This window comes from Streptomyces sp. YIM 130001 (assembly GCF_003574445.1).
In the GTDB taxonomy this organism is placed as follows: domain Bacteria; phylum Actinomycetota; class Actinomycetes; order Streptomycetales; family Streptomycetaceae; genus Streptomyces.
In genome coordinates, this window is record NZ_KZ984563.1 from 115,776 (window position 1) to 132,670 (window position 16,895).

The 16,895-nt window shown below is 70.6% G+C and carries 13 protein-coding genes; 4 read left to right on the forward strand and 9 right to left on the reverse strand.

Annotation, left to right across the window (positions count from 1 at the left end; all coding sequences use genetic code 11):
* Positions 1-45: 45 nt before the first annotated feature.
* The 4 genes from DSC45_RS26235 to DSC45_RS26250 all read left to right on the forward strand — a co-directional run bounded on the left by DSC45_RS26235 (position 46) and on the right by DSC45_RS26250 (position 6,662).
* Positions 46-1,740 carry a thiamine pyrophosphate-binding protein gene (locus DSC45_RS26235; protein WP_119294511.1) on the forward strand — a complete coding sequence of 565 codons (1,695 nt, stop codon included), beginning with the start codon at positions 46-48 and terminating at the stop codon, positions 1,738-1,740.
* Between the two features lie 12 nt (positions 1,741-1,752).
* On the forward strand, positions 1,753-3,009 hold the full coding sequence (gene frc, locus DSC45_RS26240) for a formyl-CoA transferase (protein ID WP_119294415.1): 1,257 nt from the start codon (positions 1,753-1,755) through the stop codon (positions 3,007-3,009).
* Positions 3,010-3,013: 4 nt separating this feature from the next.
* On the forward strand, positions 3,014-5,158 hold the full coding sequence (locus tag DSC45_RS26245) for an acetate--CoA ligase family protein (protein WP_119294512.1): 2,145 nt from the start codon (positions 3,014-3,016) through the stop codon (positions 5,156-5,158).
* Positions 5,159-5,273: 115 nt separating this feature from the next.
* Positions 5,274-6,662: an OFA family MFS transporter gene (locus tag DSC45_RS26250; protein ID WP_119294416.1), complete on the forward strand. Its 1,389-nt coding sequence runs from the start codon at positions 5,274-5,276 to the stop codon at positions 6,660-6,662.
* Positions 6,663-6,748: 86 nt separating this feature from the next.
* Here DSC45_RS26250 and DSC45_RS26255 read toward each other — a convergent pair whose 3' ends face one another.
* The 9 genes from DSC45_RS26255 to DSC45_RS26295 form a co-directional block, all read right to left on the reverse strand.
* Positions 6,749-7,801: a sugar phosphate isomerase/epimerase family protein gene (locus DSC45_RS26255; protein WP_119294417.1), complete on the reverse strand. Its 1,053-nt coding sequence runs from the start codon at positions 7,799-7,801 to the stop codon at positions 6,749-6,751.
* A 146-nt stretch (positions 7,802-7,947) separates the two neighbouring features.
* Positions 7,948-9,351, reverse strand: coding sequence for an alkaline phosphatase family protein (locus tag DSC45_RS26260; RefSeq protein WP_119294418.1), 1,404 nt, complete (start codon positions 9,349-9,351; stop codon positions 7,948-7,950).
* Complete coding sequence (gene eboE, locus DSC45_RS26265; protein WP_119294419.1) at positions 9,348-10,517, reverse strand: metabolite traffic protein EboE; 1,170 nt, start codon at positions 10,515-10,517, stop codon at positions 9,348-9,350. Before eboE ends, DSC45_RS26260 begins: the two co-directional genes overlap by 4 nt.
* Positions 10,518-10,520: 3 nt before the next feature.
* Positions 10,521-11,369, reverse strand: a complete 849-nt coding sequence (locus tag DSC45_RS26270) for a TatD family hydrolase (protein WP_119294420.1) — start codon at positions 11,367-11,369, stop codon at positions 10,521-10,523.
* The gene (locus DSC45_RS26275; RefSeq protein WP_119294421.1) at positions 11,369-12,052 is read right to left on the reverse strand and encodes an EboA domain-containing protein; all 684 of its coding nucleotides are present in this window, start codon (positions 12,050-12,052) and stop codon (positions 11,369-11,371) included. The genes DSC45_RS26270 and DSC45_RS26275 overlap by 1 nt, the downstream gene beginning before the upstream one ends.
* On the reverse strand, positions 12,049-12,987 hold the full coding sequence (locus DSC45_RS26280) for a sugar phosphate isomerase/epimerase family protein (protein ID WP_119294422.1): 939 nt from the start codon (positions 12,985-12,987) through the stop codon (positions 12,049-12,051). Before DSC45_RS26280 ends, DSC45_RS26275 begins: the two co-directional genes overlap by 4 nt.
* Entirely contained in the window at positions 12,984-13,997 is a 1,014-nt protein-coding gene (locus DSC45_RS26285) for an SCO3242 family prenyltransferase (protein ID WP_119294423.1), read from the reverse strand. The genes DSC45_RS26280 and DSC45_RS26285 overlap by 4 nt, the downstream gene beginning before the upstream one ends.
* A complete protein-coding gene (locus tag DSC45_RS26290) occupies positions 13,994-15,097 on the reverse strand; it encodes an inositol-3-phosphate synthase (protein WP_240434865.1) in 1,104 nt (367 codons plus the stop codon). The genes DSC45_RS26285 and DSC45_RS26290 overlap by 4 nt, the downstream gene beginning before the upstream one ends.
* A gap of 393 nt (positions 15,098-15,490) precedes the next feature.
* A complete protein-coding gene (locus tag DSC45_RS26295) occupies positions 15,491-16,885 on the reverse strand; it encodes a ThuA domain-containing protein (protein WP_119294424.1) in 1,395 nt (464 codons plus the stop codon).
* Positions 16,886-16,895: the final 10 nt, after the last annotated feature.

The following is a 16,895-nucleotide window of genomic DNA, read 5'->3' on the forward strand; positions in this document are numbered from 1 at the left end:
GCGCGGACGCGCTCCAACTCCCCTATGAAGGGACGGGACTTCGCCATGCCCGAGGACACCAGCGGGACCGACACCGAACTCATCTCCGGTGGGCACCTGGTCGCCAAGGCACTCAAGGCCGAGGGGGTGGAGGTCATCTACACCCTGTGCGGCGGGCACATCATCGACATCTACGACGGATGCGTCGACGAGGGGATCGAAGTCGTCGACGTACGGCACGAGCAGGTCGCCGCGCACGCCGCGGACGGTTACGCCCGCCTCACCGGCAAACCGGGCTGCGCCGTCGTCACCGCCGGACCAGGCACCACCGACGCCGTCACCGGTGTGGCCAATGCCTTCCGCGCCGAGTCACCGATGCTCCTGATCGGTGGTCAAGGCGCCCACACCCAGCACAAGATGGGTTCGCTGCAAGACCTCCCGCACGTCGACATGATGACGCCGATCACCAAGTTCGCCGCCACCGTGCCGGACACCGCGCGGTCGGCCGACATGGTGTCCATGGCCTTCCGCGAGTGCTTTCACGGCGCACCGGGGCCCTCGTTCCTGGAGATCCCGCGCGACGTGCTCGACGCCAAGGTGCCCGTCGACCGCGCCCGGGTTCCCGAAGCGGGCCACTACCGGGCCTCCACACGCTCGGCCGGCGACCCGGAATCCATCGAGCAGCTCGCCGACCTCCTGGTGCACGCGGAGAAGCCGGCCATCCTGCTCGGCAGCCAGGTCTGGACGACCCGCGGCACCGAGTCCGCCGTGGACCTGGTGCGCCGGATGAACATTCCCGCCTACATGAACGGCGCCGGGCGCGGCACCCTGCCGCCGGGAGACCCGCACCATTTCCAGCTCTCCCGCCGCTACGCCTTCTCGAACGCCGACGTCATCGTGATCGTCGGCACCCCCTTCGACTTCCGCATGGGCTACGGCAAGCGGCTCTCGCCGGACGCCACCGTCGTGCAGATCGACCTCGACTACCGCACCGTCGGCAAGAACCGGGACATCGACCTGGGCATCGTCGGCGACGCGGGACTCGTCCTGAAGTCCGTGTCGGAGGCCGTCTCCGGCCGGCTCAACGGCGGCGCCGCGAAGCGCAAGGAGTGGCTCGACGAGCTGCGTGCGGCCGAGCAGACGGCCCTGGAGAAGCGGCTGCCGAACCTCCGCTCGGACGCCTCCCCCATCCACCCGTACCGCCTGGTCAGCGAGATCAACGACTTCCTCACCGAGGACTCCATCTACATCGGCGACGGCGGCGACATCGTCACCTTCTCCGGGCAGGTGGTGCAGCCCAAATCGCCCGGGCACTGGATGGACCCGGGTCCGCTCGGGACGCTCGGCGTCGGAGTCCCGTTCGTCCTCGCCGCCAAACAGGCACGCCCGGACAAGGAGGTCGTGGCCCTCTTCGGCGACGGCGCCTTCTCCCTCACCGGCTGGGACTTCGAGACCCTCGTCCGCTACGACCTCCCCTTCGTCGGCATCGTCGGCAACAACTCCTCCATGAACCAGATCCGTTACGGCCAGAAGGCCAAGTACGGGGACGCGCGCGAACGCGTCGGCAACACGCTCGGCGACGTCCACTACGACAAGTTCGCCCAGATGCTGGGCGGTTACGGCGAGGAGGTCCGCGACCCCGCCGACATCGCCCCCGCGCTGCGCCGCGCCCGCGAGTCCGGCAAGCCCTCCCTGATCAATGTCTGGGTCGACCCGGACGCGTACGCCCCCGGAACCATGAACCAGACCATGTACAAGTGAGGAGTCGACGGGATGACTGCACAGGCTGCCCAGACCTCCCGGACCAAGGCACTCGAGGGCGTACGCGTCCTCGACATGACCCACGTCCAGTCCGGCCCCTCGGCCACCCAGCTGCTCGCCTGGCTCGGTGCGGACGTGGTGAAGCTCGAGGCGCCGACCGGTGACATCACGCGGACGCAGCTCCGTGATCTGCCGGACGTCGACTCGCTCTACTTCACGATGCTCAACTGCAACAAGCGGAGCATCACCCTCAACACCAAGTCCGAACGCGGCAAGGAGATCCTCACCGAGCTGATCCGGCGCTCGGACGTCATGGTCGAGAACTTCGGCCCCGGCGCGGTGGACCGTATGGGCTTCACCTGGGAGCGCATCCAGGAGATCAATCCACGGATCGTCTATGCCTCCATCAAGGGGTTCGGGGACGGCCCGTACACCAACTTCAAGGCGTACGAGGTGGTGGCCCAGGCCATGGGCGGGTCCATGTCGACCACCGGATTCGAGGACGGGCCACCGCTGGCCACCGGTGCACAGATCGGGGATTCGGGCACCGGCATCCATGCCGTGGCGGGGATTCTCGCGGCGCTGTACCAGCGGGAGAGCACCGGACGCGGTCAGCGGGTCAATGTGGCCATGCAGCATGCCGTGCTCAACCTCTGCCGGGTGAAGTTGCGCGATCAGCAGCGCCTGGCCCACGGCCCGCTCGCCGAATACCCGAACGACGACTTCGGCACCGAAGTTCCCCGCTCCGGAAACGCGTCCGGAGGTGGCCAGCCGGGCTGGGCGGTCAAGTGCGCCCCGGGCGGCCCGAACGACTACGTGTACGTGATCGTGCAGCCGGTCGGCTGGCAGCCGCTCACCGCACTGATCGGCCGGCCCGAGCTCGCGGACGACCCGGAGTGGTCCACTCCTGCGGCCCGCCTCCCGAAGCTGAGCAAGATGTTCCAGCTGATCGAGGAGTGGTCGTCGACCCAGCCGAAGTGGGAGGTCCTCGAGCAGCTCAACGCCCACAACATCCCCTGCGGCCCGATCCTCTCCACCAAGGAGATCGTCGAGGACGCCTCCCTCGCCGCGAACGAGATGGTGGTACGCGTCCCGCACCCGCAGCGCGGCTCGTTCACCACCGTGGGCTCCCCCCTCAAGCTCTCCGACTCCCCCGTGGACGTGTCCACCTCGCCCCTGCTCGGCGAGCACAACGCGGAGGTCTACGTCGGTGAACTCGGGCTCGGCGACGAGGAACTCGGTCTGCTCAAGTCGAACGGAGTGATCTGACGTGATGGCCGAGGACCGCACACTGCGCGTGCGCACCCTGCTGGACGCCGTACACGCGGACGGACGTACCGCGCTCACCGCGCCGGAGGGCAAGGTGCTCGCCGACGCCTACGGGATCGCCGTACCCGGTGAGGAACTCGCCCGGGACGTCGACCAGGCCGTGTCACACGCCGCACGGTTCGGCGGACCCGTGGTGCTCAAGATCGTCTCGCCGGACATCCTGCACAAGACCGACGCCGGCGGCGTCGTCGTCGGCGTGCAGGGCGCGACGGACGTACGCGCCGCGTTCCACCGCATCATCGACAACGCCCGTGCCTACGCGCCCGATGCGCGGATCGACGGCGTACAGGTCCAGGAGCTGCTGCCCGAGGGGCAGGAGGTGATCGTCGGAGCGGTGACCGACCCGACGTTCGGCAAGGTCGTCGCCTTCGGGCTCGGCGGTGTCCTCGTGGAGGTGCTGCGGGACGTGACGTTCCGCCTCGCGCCGGTGGACGCCGACGAGGCGCGCTCGATGCTGGAGTCGATCCGTTCGGCGGAGATCCTGCGCGGCGTGCGTGGCGCGCCGGCGGTGGACCACTGGGCTCTGGCCGAACAGATCCGCCGCGTATCGGAGTTGGTGACCGACTTCCCGGAGATCGCCGAGATCGACCTCAATCCGGTGATGGCCACCCCGGAGGGCGCGGTCGCCGCGGACATCCGCGTGATCCTGTCCACCGAACCGGTCCGGCAGCGGCGCACCTACAGCCGCGAGGAGATCCTCGCGTCGATGCGCCGGCTGATGCAGCCGCGCTCCGTGGCGGTGATCGGCGCCTCCAACGAGGCGGGAAAGATAGGCAATTCGGTCATGCGCAACCTGGTCGACGGCGGCTTCTCCGGCGACATCCATCCCGTGAACCCCAAGGCCGATGACATCTTGGGCCGCAAGGCGTACAAGAGTGTCACGGACGTCCCGGGTGAGGTGGATGTGGCGGTCTTCGCGATACCCGCCAAGTTCGTCGCGTCCGCGCTCGAAGAGGTGGGACGCAAGGGCATCCCCAACGCCGTACTGATCCCCTCCGGTTTCGCCGAGACGGGCGAGCAGGCACTCCAGGACGAGGTCGTGGAGATCGCGGAACGGCACGGTGTGCGGGTTCTGGGGCCGAACATCTACGGCTACTACTCGACCTGGCAGGACCTGTGCGCCACGTTCTGCACGCCGTACGACGTGAAGGGTCCTGTCGCCCTGACCTCGCAGTCCGGTGGCATCGGGATGGCCATCCTCGGCTTCGCGCGGGCGACGAACACCGGTGTCTCCGCGATCGTCGGGCTCGGCAACAAGTCGGACCTGGACGAGGACGACCTGCTCACCTGGTTCGGCGAGGATCCGAACACCCAGTGCATCGCCATGCATCTGGAGGACCTGAAGGACGGTCGCGCCTTCGTCGCCGCCGCCCGGGAGACGGTGCCCAAGAAGCCCGTCATCGTCCTCAAGGCGGGTCGCACCGCTGCCGGCGCCAAGGCCGCGGGTTCGCATACCGGGGCACTCGCCGGGGACGACGCGGTCTACGACGACATCCTGCGCCAGGCAGGCGTCATCCGGGCTCCGGGCCTGAACGACATGCTGGAGTACGCGCGCGCGTTGCCGGTGCTTCCCGCGCCCGAGGGCGACAACGTGGTGATCATCACCGGCGCGGGCGGTTCCGGCGTCCTGCTCTCGGACGCGGTGACCGACAACGGTCTGTCCCTGATGGAGATCCCGCCCGATCTGGACGCCTCCTTCAAGGCGTTCATCCCGCCGTTCGGCGCGGCCGGCAATCCGATCGACATCACCGGCGGGGAGCCGCCCGCCACGTACGAGGCGACGATCCGGCTCGGGCTCGAGGACCCGCGGATCCATGCCCTGGTGCTCGGCTACTGGCACACGATCGTCACCCCTCCCATGGTCTTCGCCGAGCTCACCGCGCGCGTCGTGGCCGAGTTCCGGGAACGCGGCATCGAGAAGCCGGTCGTCGCGTCGCTCGCCGGCGACGTGGAGGTCGAGGAGGCCTGCGCGTACCTCTTCGAACGAGGTGTCGTGGCCTACCCGTACACCACCGAGAAGCCCGTCGCGGTGCTCGGTGCCAAGTACCGCTGGGCGCGGGCCGGGGGCCTGTTGGGAGGCGGCCGATGACCTGACGGAGCCCGACCCACGGGGCCTGCGGTGACCGCTCGCCGCAGGCCCCGGTGCGAAGAGAACGGACAGGGGGCGCTGGCCAGACTTCTTCCACGCGAGGGGTTCGATCTGCATGGCGACAACTGACATCTCCACACCCGTCCCCTACAGGGAGGTGACGGACGCCAACGGCCGGATGTACCGGGTCGGTGAGACCGACATCGACATCATGGGCCGCAAGCGCAAGTGGATGGTCATCCTGCCCTGGGTGGGCATGATGGGCATCTCCTCGGCGGAGTACGCGTTCGCCTCCGCCGAGGACACCCTGCACACCGCGCACAGTTGGAGCAGCCAGCACATCTTCTGGATGCTCGGTGTCTGGGTGTTCTTCCAGGCCGCCGTCGCGTTTCCGGCGGGCAAGCTCAGGGAGACCGGCCGGCTGCCGGCCCGATGGGCGATGATGCTGGGCGCGGTGGGCACACTGCTCGGCTATGTGTCGCTCGCCTTCGCGCCGCACGTGATCGTCGCCTACCTCGGCTTCGGCATGTTCAGCGGGATCGGCGCCGGCATGGTGTACGCGACGTGCGTCAACATGGTCGGCAAGTGGTACCCGGAGCGCAAGGGCGGCAAGACCGGCTTCGTGAACGGCGGTTTCGCCTACGGTTCCGTGCCGTTCGTGTTCATCTTCACCGGCTTCATGGACCTGACCAACTTCCGCTGGGTGCTGGTCTCGGTCGGTGTGTTCCTGGCGGCCGTGGTCGCGACGGCGGGCTACTTCTTCCAGGACCCGCCGAAGAACTGGTGGCCGCCGGAGGTCGACCCGCTGAAGAAGCCCGACGACCCGCGGGCACGGCGTGCGATGGCGAAGAACCCGCCGGCCGTGAAGCAGTACACCCCGATGGAGGCCTGGCGGACGGGCCGTGTCGCCCTGATGTGGTTCTGTCTGCTGTGCACGTCGGGCGTCAATATCTTCGGTATCGCCTTCCAGGTGCCGTTCGGTGACGAGGCCGGTTTCGCGGGCGGGATCGTGGCCACCGCGATGTCGCTCAAGGCCATCGTGAACGGCACGGGCCGCGGTGTGATCGGCTGGCTCTCCGACCGCTACGGCCGCAAGGAATGCCTGATCTTCGTCTGCATCGTCCTCGGTCTCGCCCAGTACGGCATTCTCTGGTCGGGCAACATCAACAACCTGCCGTTGTTCCTGATCTTCTCCAGTATCTCCGGCTTCGGCGGCGGCGCGATCTTCCCGATGTTCGCCGCGATGACCGCGGACTACTTCGGCGAGAACAACAACGCCTCCAACTACGGCCTGGTGTACAGCTCCAAGCTGGTGTCCGGGCTCCTCGGCTCCGGTATGGGCGCGGTGGTCGTGGGCGCCTGGGACTACGCGGGCGCGTTCATTCTCGCGGGCTCCATCTCGCTCTTCGCCGGCTTCGTGGCGATCTTCCTGTATCCCCCGGGACGGCCGCGCAAGGGCAGCATCACGCCCAATCCCCAGCCCATCAGCCGGGATGCCATGTAGGGATCGGCGTCACGCACAGGACCGTCCGGGCCGCGGTGGCCCGGACGGTCCTGTGCGTGACGGGTGAACGGCGGACGGCGCCTTTGCTAGCAGTCCTTCTCGCGCAGCTTGTGCAGGTGCTCGCTCGACTTGCGGGCGAACTCCAGGGAGTCGACCGGGTTGTCGTGCTCGGTCTGCCAGTGGTGGTAGCGCCGGCCCTGGGGGGTGCGGCGGGTGACCTCCGACATGAAGGTGCGGTAGTCGATGTCGCCGTCGCCGACGTCGCACATCCGGTAGCCGTCCGTCTGCGTCTCGTCGTGCTCGCCGTCCTTGACGTGGAACAGCGGATAGCGGTGCGGTGCCTTGAGGACGTAGGACAGCGGGTCCAGCGGGTCGGGGGTGCCGTCGACCCGCTGGGAGAAGCGGAACTGCGCGGCGAACGCCCAGTAGATGTCCAGCTCCAGATAGACGAGTTCGGGGTCGGTCTCGGCGAGCAGCACGTCGTAGAGCCGTACGTCGGGCTGGTCCGTGGCGAAGGAGAACTCCTCGGCGTGGTTGTGCTGGTAGAACTTCATGCCGCGCTTCTTCGCCTCGGCGCCGTAGGTGTTGAACTCCTCGGCGCAGCGCTTCCAGCCGTCGACGGTGTCTCCGTAGCGCCAGGGGCCGGAGGCGGTGCCGATGTGCTTGAGGCCGAGGGCCTCTGCGTCGTCGAGCACCTGGGTGAGGTTGTCGGCGAAGGTGTAGTCGCCGGGGGTGTCGGAGTAGTAGCCGACGTGGCTGCCGATGGGGTGCAGGCCGTGGTCGGATGCCAGTGCTTTCAGCTGGGCGAGGGTGATGTCGCCTGCTGATCCCTGGGTGTAGCCGGCGAACTCGATCTCGTCGTAGCCGTAGCGCTCCAACTCGGCGAAGACCGGGGCGAATCCCAGGGTGGAGACCTGGTCGCGCAGGCTGTAGAGCTGGATGCCGAGGCGACCGGGAGGGAGCACGGGGCGGCCGCGGCCGTGCCCGCGTCCCGCCGGGGCCGCGGCAGGTGCCTGCGCGGCGGCCGGGGTGGCGGTGGCGCCGAGGAGGGCGGTGGCGGCGGTGCCCGCGGCGACGCCGAGCATGTTGCGTCTGCTGAGCTTGTGGGTGAGTTCGGGGTCTGCGGGAGTGCGGCTCATGCGGGGAACTCCTAGCGGTGACGGAGCGTTGTGGGAGGTGACCGGACGTCATCGGGGCGCCCGGGACTGTCGGTGCTCGAGGCTTCAGCTGCGGTGACAGCCGGTGCCGGTCCCTTGGGCGGCACGGATTGTCAGTGGTCTCTGCTTCAGTGGAGACCGGCCAGTTGGAGCAGGAGCGATTTCACGTCGGTGGCCTCGATGGGGCCACTGACGGCACTGGGGGTGGAACACAGGATGAGCGGACCGTCGTCGGGGTCGTCGGGGAGCCTGCCGTGGCTGCCTCGAATAGGCGCCGGATCGAGTGGCACGACGGCCATGCGGTAGCGCATGCCCAGCTTCTTACGGGCCAGTGCGCCGGCCGCCTTGACCTTCACATAGGGGTCCTTGGGATCCATGAAGAGTTCCACCGGGTCGTAGCCGGGTTTGCGGTGGATCTCGACGAGCTGCGCGAAGTCGGGCGCGCGGTCGTCGTCGAGCCAGTAGTAGTACGTGAACCAGGCGTCGGGTTCCGCCACGGCGACCAGTTCGCCGGCTCGGGGGTGGTCGAGGCCCTGGCTCTTCTTGCCCTCGTCGTCCAGGAGTTGGTCGATGCCGTCGAGGTCCGCCAGTGCGTCCCGGGTGGCGTCGAGGTCCTCGGGCCGCCGGACGTAGATGTGCGCGATCTGGTGGTCGGCGACGGCGAAGGCGCGGGAGGCCATCGGGTCCAGGTACTCCATGCCGTCCTGGGTGTGGACTTCGAGGAGTCCTGCCCGGCGCAGGGCGCGGTTGATGTCGACGGTGCGGCTGACGCGGGTGATGCCGTACTCGGACAGGGCCACCACGGTGCGGCCGGTGCGGCGGGCGTCGTCGAGCAGCGGGGCGAGGGCGGCGTCCAGGGCGGTGGCCGCCTGGTGCGAGCGCGGGTCGTCGGGGCCGAAGCGCTGCAGGTCGTAGTCGAGGTGCGGGAGGTAGCACAGGGCGAGGTCGGGGGTGCGGGTGTCGAGGATGTGCCGGGTGGCGTCGATGATCCACTGCGAGGAGACGAGGTCGGCACCCGGCCCCCAGAAGTGGAAGAGGGGGAACGTGCCGAATTTGTCGGTGAGTTCGTCGTGCAGGGCGGGTGGCCGGGTGTAGCAGTCGGGTTCCTTGCGGCCGTCGGCGTAGTAGACGGGGCGCGGGGTGACGGTGAAGTCGGTGTCCGCGCCCATGGCGTACCACCAGCAGATGTTGGCCACGGTGTAGCCGGGGTGGGCTCGGCGGGCGGCGTCCCAGAGTTTGTCCCCGGCGACCAGTCCGTTGTGCTGGCGCCACAGGAGTACGTCGCCGAGCTCGCGGAAGTACCAGCCGTTGCCGACGATGCCGTGTTCGGCGGGCGGGGTGCCGGTGAGGAACGTGGATTGGGCGGCGCAGGTGACGGCGGGCAGCACGGTGCCCAGCGGGCCGCTCGATCCGCGCTGCGCCATGGCCTTGAGGTGCGGCATGTGGTCGAGGAGACGGGGCGTGAGTCCCACGACATCGAGGACGAGGAGCGGAGTCGGGCCGGTGGACGGCTCGGGGGCGGTGTCTGTCATGGCAGCTCCTTGAGTCCGAGGTCCACCAGGAGGTCGCGGGCCAGGGTGAGTTCGGCGGCGATTCCGTCGGCGAGCTGGGTGCGGCCACGGGGGCGCAGCTCGCTGGGGAGCGCCTGCCACGTGTAGGTCTCGACCTCGAGGTGACGCGTACGGGGCGTGGGCCCGCCGACCAGCAGGGTCAGTGCGTCCCGAAGGACGGGGAGGGTGGAGGTGAGCGGGGGCGCGGGGTCCGCGTGCAGCGGGACGTGGAAGTGGGCGCGCCACGGGGTGTCGTCGGGCAGGACGGCTCCGCCGAGAGCTTCGCCCAGGTCGTCGGTGCCCTGGAGGCCGTCGGCGGTGAGGGCGCGGGTCTGGTGCAGGAAGCGGGGCTCGTCGAAGGCGGCGAGCGCCTGCCTCACCGAGGCGAGCCGGGGCTGTTCCGCGTGCAGGGCGGCCGAGAGCTGGACCTTCGGCAGCGGGATGCCCGCGGCGTCGAGGGCGCCGAGGGCGGTGGACGGATCTTCGAAGGAGGTGGCGAGGTGGCAGGTGTCGACGCACACACCGATGCGGTCGCGTGCGATCGCACCGATCGGTGCGATGGCGTCCGCGGTGGTCTCCACGGTGCAGCCCGGTTCGGGTTCGAGGCCGATCCGGATGGAGCGGCCGGTGAGCTCCTCGATGGCGTCGAGGCGCTCGGCCAGGGTGCGCAGCGCGGCGTGCGCGTGGCCGGCGCGTTCCGTGTCGTAGCCGGTGCGCCAGGCCAGCGGAAGGGTGGAGATGCTTCCTTCGGTCACATCGTCGGGCAGCAGCGAGCTGAGCAGCCGCGCGAGGTCGGTGGTGTGGGTCAGGCGCTCGGGATCGGCCCAGTCGGGCTTGTACACGCGGTACTTGACCTCTTCGGCGCCGAACCCTTCGTAGGGGAAGCCGTTGAGGGTGACGACCTCGAGGCCGCGTCGGTCCAGTTCCGCACGGAGTCCGCGCAGGGCGGCCGGGTCGGAGACCAGGGCCCGGGCGGCGTCGCGGGCGAGCCAGAGACCGATGCCGAGCCGGTCGCGGCCGAGCCGCCTGCGGACGGGTTCGCAGTGGTCGCGCAGCTGGGCGAGTACGCCGTCCAGGGTCTCGGCCGGGTGGACGTTGGTGCAGTACGCGAGGTGGACGGTGGATCCGTCGGGGTGCCGGAAGCGCATGGGTCACTCCCCTCCGCGCAGGATCGAGTTCCCTTCGTGGGTGGCGCCGGTCTCCTCGAGGTGAAGGGCCAGCCGGCCACTGAGACCGTAGAAGGCGACCGGGTTGCGCCACAGGACGAGGTCGACGTCGTCCTCGCCGAAGCCGGCCGCGAGCATCGCGTCGGCGACCTTGCGGGTCTTGAGCGGGTCGCTCTTGCCCCAGTCGGCGGCGGAGTTGACGAGGACCTTCTCCGGGCCGTAGCGCTCCAGGATGGCGACCATGCGGTCCTCGTCCATCTTGGTGTCCGGATAGACGGAGAAGCCGAGCCAGCAGCCGCTGTCCTTGGCCTCCTGCACGGTGGTCTCGTTGAGGTGGTCGACGAGGACCCGGTCGATGGCGAGCGGGGACTCGCGGACGGCGTCGAGGGTGCGGCGCAGACCGGCGAGCTTGTCGCGGTGCGGAGTGTGCACCATGGCGGGCAGCTCGTGTTCGGCGGCCAGTTGGAGCTGCGTGGCGAGGGCGGTGTCCTCGGCCGGTGTCATGGAGTCGTAGCCGATCTCTCCCACCGCAACAACGTTGTCCTTGACGAGATACCGGGGCAGTTCGTCGAGGACGGGAGTGCAGCGGGGGTCGTTCGCCTCCTTGGGGTTCAGGGCGAGGGTGCCGTGGTGGGCGATCCCGTACTGCGCCGCGCGGAAGGGCTCCCAGCCGAGGAGGGAGTCGAAGTAGTCGTAGAAGGAGGCCGGGGAGGTGCGGGGCTGGCCGAGCCAGAAGGACGGCTCGACCACGGCCCGTACGCCGGCGGCGTGCATCGCCTGGTAGTCGTCCGTGGTGCGGGAGGTCATGTGGATGTGCGGGTCGAAGATGCGCATCAGGACTCCTTGGAGGACGCTCCCCCGGCTGCCGCCGGGAGATGTCCCCGCTCGGCGGGCGGGGCGGTCAGGTCCAGGACGCGGTGCAGGTCGTCCGGGACCGTGCGGCCGGCTGCGGTGCGTTCGCGTGCGTAGTCGTGCAGCATGCGGGCCAACTCCTCGTCGCCTACGGCCCGTTGGCCGAGTCCGGCCACGGAGTCCACCGGCACGCCGGTGAACAGGCACTTGAGCACGGCATGCCGCCAGGCGTGGGCGTCGAGATGCTCGGCGGCGTAACGGCCGAGCGCGGCGGCGACCAGGGAGGTGTCGTTGGTGCGCAGTGCGTCCTCGACGAGGGGTACGGACTCGGGGCCGGGCACCAGTTCGTCCAGGGCGCGCAGTACGGCGCGGCGTTCGGCGGCGGTACCGCGATCGTAGAGCGGGCGGAGTGCGGCGGGGTCCGGCCGGGCGGTGAGCAGGAGGAGCACTCGGGAGTCGTCGGCGTGGGCCTGGCCGCAGCGGCGGCCGGCCTCGGCGAGACGCAACTCCCAGGCGGGGACGGGTTGTCGGGGGGCGTCGGAGGAGGTTTCCGCAGGCGGCGTGGCGGCAGCGGCCTGGGTCAGGGCTCGGTCGAGCCAGTCCTTCGCGGGCTGATCGAGTACGGAGTGGAGGTGGGTGCGCAGTGCGTCGGCCGTGGTGGTCATCGGGCAGCCCCCGCGACCGATTCGGGTGTCGAGGTGCCGGAGGTACCAGGGGTGGTGTGCCGGGGTTCCTGGGCATGGGGGTCCCCGGATGCCGCGGCAGCGGCCGAGCGCAGGAAGTGAATTGATTCTGCCGCCAGTTGGGGACCCGCATGGGAGTGGCGGGGCAATTCGACGACCGTCAGGCCCTGGTATCCGACGTCCGTGAGGGCCTCCAGGACCGGCGGGAAGTCGATCTCGCCGTCGCCGAACGGCAGGTGCTCGTGGACCCCGCGGCGCATGTCCTCGATCTGGACGTGGCGGAGCCAGGGCGCGGCGTCGCGGACGCAGTCGGCCGGTGACGCCGGTTCCAGGCACTGGCAGTGGCCGATGTCGAGGGTGAGTCCGAGCATCTCCGGGTCGCCGAGCCGCTGCCGCAGGTGGTGGAAGTCGGCCAGGCAGGAGAGCAGATGGCCGGGCTCCGGCTCCACCGCGAGCGGCACGCCTGCCGCCGTGGCTGTCTCGAGTACGGGGGCGAGGCTCTCGGTGAGTCGCGCCCAGGCGGTGTCGTCACTGGTGCCTTCCGGGGTGATGCCACTGAAGCAGTGCACGGCGTGGGCACCCAGGTCCGTGGCCACCTGCACCGCGCGGCAGAGCAGTTGGGCCCTCGCCGAGCGGGCCTCGGGGTCGGCGTCCAGGAGGGAGGGACCGTGCTTGCGGCGCGGATCGAGGACGTAGCGGGCGCCGGTCTCGACCGTGACGCCGAGACCGAGCGCCTGGAGGCGCCGGGCCACCCGTGCGGTGCGGGCCGCCAGGTCGGGCGCCATCGGGTCGAGGTGCATGTGGTCGAGGGTCAGGCCGACGCCGTCGTAGCCGAGGTCGGCGACGAGTCCGAGGGCGTCGTCGAGGCGGAGGTCCGTCAGTCCGTTGGTGCCGTATCCGAAGTGCGGTCCGGTCATGTGACGCTCACCTTCCTGGCCAGGGTGCGGGCGAGGGGTGCGAGGGCGGCCGTCAGGAGTGCGGCCCCGGGCCGTCCGGCGCGGGCCGCGAAGGCCGCCTGCAGCGGGATCATGGCCCGGATGCCGCCGCCGACCGCACGTTGGGTCAGCTCGGGCGACGGGTTGAGCGCGGCATGGAAGAACGGCCGGGCGGCGGTCACCGCGTACCCGGCGGCGAGGGCGCCCCGTGCCACGTCGGTGGGGGTGACGGAGGCGTTTGACGGCGTGCCGGGTTCGCTCCCCGCAGGCTCGGTCCGGGTGAGGCGTCCGGCCGCCGCGCGTCGCACGGTGCCCCGCCCCCACACGTACCGTCCGATCGCGGCCGTGGTGGCGAGTGCCGCCAGGGGCGCCACGACGGAACCGCCCTGCGTCTCACGACGGGACACCGTGGTCACCGCAAGGGTGTGGACGCCGAGCAGCGCGGCCGCGGGTAGCGCGGCCGCCACCTGCGGCGCTGCCGAGCCGGCTGAGGCCGTGCGCCCGGCTCCGGAATACCTCACCCCCGTGCCGGGATCCGCACCCCGCCCCGCGCTGGCCGTCGCCCCCAGCAGCAGGTCGAGACCGCGGGCGGCAGCCATCGCCACCGGCCCGGCCGGGGTGTGTTTCAGGCCCAGGTCGTACGCCCAGACCGCGCCGGCCAGGGCCGTGGCGGTGGCCAGAGCGGGGCGCCCGGCGACGGCGGCCAGGCCGAGCCCGGCGGCCGTGAGGGCACCGGCGGCCGCGAGGGCCGCCGACGGAGCGATGCGGCCGGACGGCAGCGGACGCTCCGGACGCTCGACGGCGTCCTCGGCCCGGTCCGCCCAGTCGTTGAGGGCCATGCCCGCCTCGTACAGGCACAGGGAGCAGCCGAGGCCGAGCAGTGTCCCGCCGTTGGGCCGAAGGCCGGCGGCGGACGCTCCGGCCAGTGCGTCGCCCGGCACGGTGAACACGGCGGAGACCCGCAGCAGTTCGGCCCAGTCCCGGGCGCTCACGCGTCGCCGCCCTCGGTGGCCGGAGCGAGTCTGCCGGCCAGGTCGAGCAGGGCGCCGAACTGTTCCCCGAGGGCGGACGAGCCGCCGTCCGGATCCTTGAAGTAGAAGCCGAGGTCCGGCTGCGATCCGCTCAGGCCGGCTTCGTGTGCGCGGGCGAGCAGCCGCGCGAGGTCGAGGACCAGCGGCGCCGCGAGGGCGGAGTCGCAGCCCTGCCACGTGGTCTGCAGGACCATCCGGGCGCCGAGGAATCCGTCGAAGGCGATGTGGTCCCAGGCTGTCTTCCAGTCGCCGAGGGCCGGCACGTCGTCGATGTGCACCTGGCCCTCGGGGTTGCCGGGCAGGACGTCGGTGAGGACGCGTTCCTTGCCGGCGTTCTTGGCGGCCGCGGCGCCCGGGTCGGCGAGCGCCGCGCCGTCGCCGCCGCCGAGCAGGTTGGTGCCGGACCAGGCGCGTACGTCGAGCGCCCGCTGCAGGAACATCGGCGCCAGCACGGAACGCAGCAGTGTCTGGCCGGTCTTGCCGTCCCGGCCCGCGTACGGCACATCGGCGTCGGCGGACGCCTCCGCGAGCGCGGGATGGTGCAGGCCGGTGGAGGGTGTGAAGTTGACGTAGGGGCAGCCGGCGCGCAGGGCGGCGGCCGCGTAGAGGGAACTGGCCGGCAGTCGGTCGCCCTGCTCCGGTACGGGTTCGGTGGACGCGACGTTGACGACGACGACCCGGGCGAGGCCGCGGCGTTCGGCGAAGTCCCGCAGGTCGGCGGCGAATCCGTCGATCAGCGCCGCGTCGTCGCGGCTGTCGCCCGGCAGGGGTCCGCCGGGGCGTATCTCCGCGTCGGCGGCGGCGAGTTCGGCGCCGAGTGCGGTGGGCAGCCCGTACGGCAGCACTCCCCCGGCGGCGAGTGCCTCGGCGCGTTTGGGCAGCGGGCAGTCGACGGTGTCGTGCCCGCCGAAGACGAGCGAGCCGAGGGCGGGCAGGCCGCTGCCGGCGAAGGGGGCGGTCTCGGTGACCATGCCGGTGGCGGGGTGCAGACCCCCCGCCACGGCGGCGCAACCGACGATCGCCGTGGTGGCGACGGAGCCGCGAGCGCCGATCAGCCACACCCCGACGGGCGCGGGCCCGCCTCCCGGTCCGCCGGTCGGTGTGCCGGCTGGGGTGGGAGCCGGGGAGCTCCCGGCGGTCACGGAGTGGGAACGGGACCTGGACGACGTGGACACGGCTGCCTCCTGATCATTCAGCGACGGGACGCGGGGGGCGTCCTCACGCACCGGTTCGCACGCACGGCGGTCGCGCCCCCGGGCCCTCGGCCCCACAGGTGCGCGCCCGCCTGCGTACTTCCGGTGCGCGCCACCTGGGCGGCGCGCACCGGAACACTCGGAGAACCGGACCCTTCCCAGTGGCGGCTGGGGCCCGCGGCACAGCGACTGCCGCGTCGCGGGCCGGTCCGGTGGGTGGAGACGACGGGCGGGGGTCCGGCGTCCCCCGCCCGCCGCCGACTAGTCGCCCTCGCCGGGCGTGGTGGGCAGTTCCTTGACCCGGATGTCGCGGAACGAGACCTGGTCCTCGGCTCCGTGGTTCTGGATGCCGATGTGACCCTGCTCGAGGCTGCGTGCCGGGTCGGTGTTGGTGAAGTCGTTGACCTCCACGCCGTTGAGGTAGATCCTCAGGCGCTCGCCCTCGACCCGCAGTTCGTAGGTGTTCCACTCACCCGGCGGGTTCAGGGCCTGGTCACGCTTCTCGATGTCAGCCGACTGGAAGCCGTAGACGGACCCGGTGGTCCTGTCCTCGGTGTCGGTGGCGTCGATCTGGATCTCATAGCCGTTGTCGACCGCGGACCAGGGGTCGTCGGAGGGCGGGAATCCGATGAAGACCCCGGAGTTGTCGTCGCCCTCCATGCGCCAGTCCAGCTTGAGCGAGTACGAGGTGAACTCCTTGGCCTCGTACCAGAGCATGCCCATGCCGCCCTCGGTGGTGAGGGTGCCGTCCTCCAGCGTGAAGGAGCCGGGTCCCGCCTGCTTCCAGCCGTCGGTGGAGGTGCCGTCGAAGAGCTTGGTGTAGCCCTGCTCCGGCCGGCAGTCGGCCTGGGAGTCACCGGCGGCCCACTTGATGCCGCCCAACAGGTGCTGCAGATAGGCCGGGTCGGCGAACGACTCCTTGGTGTGTCCGGCCCCGGTGTAGAAGGACCGGCCGCCCTCGTAGTCCTGGCACCAGACGAACGGGTGATCCTCACCCATGCTGCCGCCGTTGTACGAGCTCTCGTCGAGGGTGGCCAGGACGCGGGCACGGTCGCGCGGGTTGGAGCGGTAGTTGTACCACTCGTCCGTGCGGTCCCAGGTGGCGCCGAGGTGGTTGGTGGCCGGGTGGCCGTGGTCCTCGACGTCGATGGTGGCTTCCTGGATCTCCGGGTGCGACTCGAAGTACGCGCCTGCGAGGCCCTCGTAGAACGGCCAGTCGTACTCGGTGTCGGCAGCCGCGTGGACGCCGACGTAGCCGCCGCCGTCCTTGATGTACCCCTCGAAGGCGTCCTGTTGGGCCTCGTCGAGTACGTCGCCGGTGGTGGAGAGCCAGATGACGGCGTCGTACTGACCGAGGTTGTCGGCGGTGAACTCGCCGGCGTCCTCGGTGGCGTCGACGGCGAAACCGTTCTCCTCGCCCAGCTTCTGGATGGCGGCGATGCCGTCGGGGATGGAGTCGTGGCGGAAGCCGCCCGTCTTGGAGAAGACGAGCACCTTCTTCTCGGCCGAGGCGTCACCCCCGGATGAGCCTGACCCGCCCTTCGCGGACGATCCGCCGTTCGGCCCCGGGTCCTGCGACGAGGCAGGGCCCGAGACGCAGCCGATGAGCAGGGCGGCCGCTGCCGCCGCGGTGGCGATGCGTGCTGCTGCGCGCATGATGACCTCC

What these genes read in the sequence shown, in the direction of transcription:
- DSC45_RS26275 (WP_119294421.1), bottom strand. Translation starts at nt 12,052, where the DNA reads ATGACCACCACGGCCGACGCACTGCGCACCCACCTCCACTCCGTACTC.
- DSC45_RS26295 (WP_119294424.1), bottom strand. Translation starts at nt 16,885, where the DNA reads ATGCGCGCAGCAGCACGCATCGCCACCGCGGCGGCAGCGGCCGCCCTG.
- DSC45_RS26260 (WP_119294418.1), bottom strand. Translation starts at nt 9,351, where the DNA reads ATGACAGACACCGCCCCCGAGCCGTCCACCGGCCCGACTCCGCTCCTC.
- DSC45_RS26280 (WP_119294422.1), bottom strand. Translation starts at nt 12,987, where the DNA reads ATGACCGGACCGCACTTCGGATACGGCACCAACGGACTGACGGACCTC.
- DSC45_RS26270 (WP_119294420.1), bottom strand. Translation starts at nt 11,369, where the DNA reads ATGCGCATCTTCGACCCGCACATCCACATGACCTCCCGCACCACGGAC.
- DSC45_RS26250 (WP_119294416.1), top strand. Translation starts at nt 5,274, where the DNA reads ATGGCGACAACTGACATCTCCACACCCGTCCCCTACAGGGAGGTGACG.
- DSC45_RS26255 (WP_119294417.1), bottom strand. Translation starts at nt 7,801, where the DNA reads ATGAGCCGCACTCCCGCAGACCCCGAACTCACCCACAAGCTCAGCAGA.
- eboE (WP_119294419.1), bottom strand. Translation starts at nt 10,517, where the DNA reads ATGCGCTTCCGGCACCCCGACGGATCCACCGTCCACCTCGCGTACTGC.
- DSC45_RS26245 (WP_119294512.1), top strand. Translation starts at nt 3,014, where the DNA reads ATGGCCGAGGACCGCACACTGCGCGTGCGCACCCTGCTGGACGCCGTA.
- DSC45_RS26235 (WP_119294511.1), top strand. Translation starts at nt 46, where the DNA reads ATGCCCGAGGACACCAGCGGGACCGACACCGAACTCATCTCCGGTGGG.
- frc (WP_119294415.1), top strand. Translation starts at nt 1,753, where the DNA reads ATGACTGCACAGGCTGCCCAGACCTCCCGGACCAAGGCACTCGAGGGC.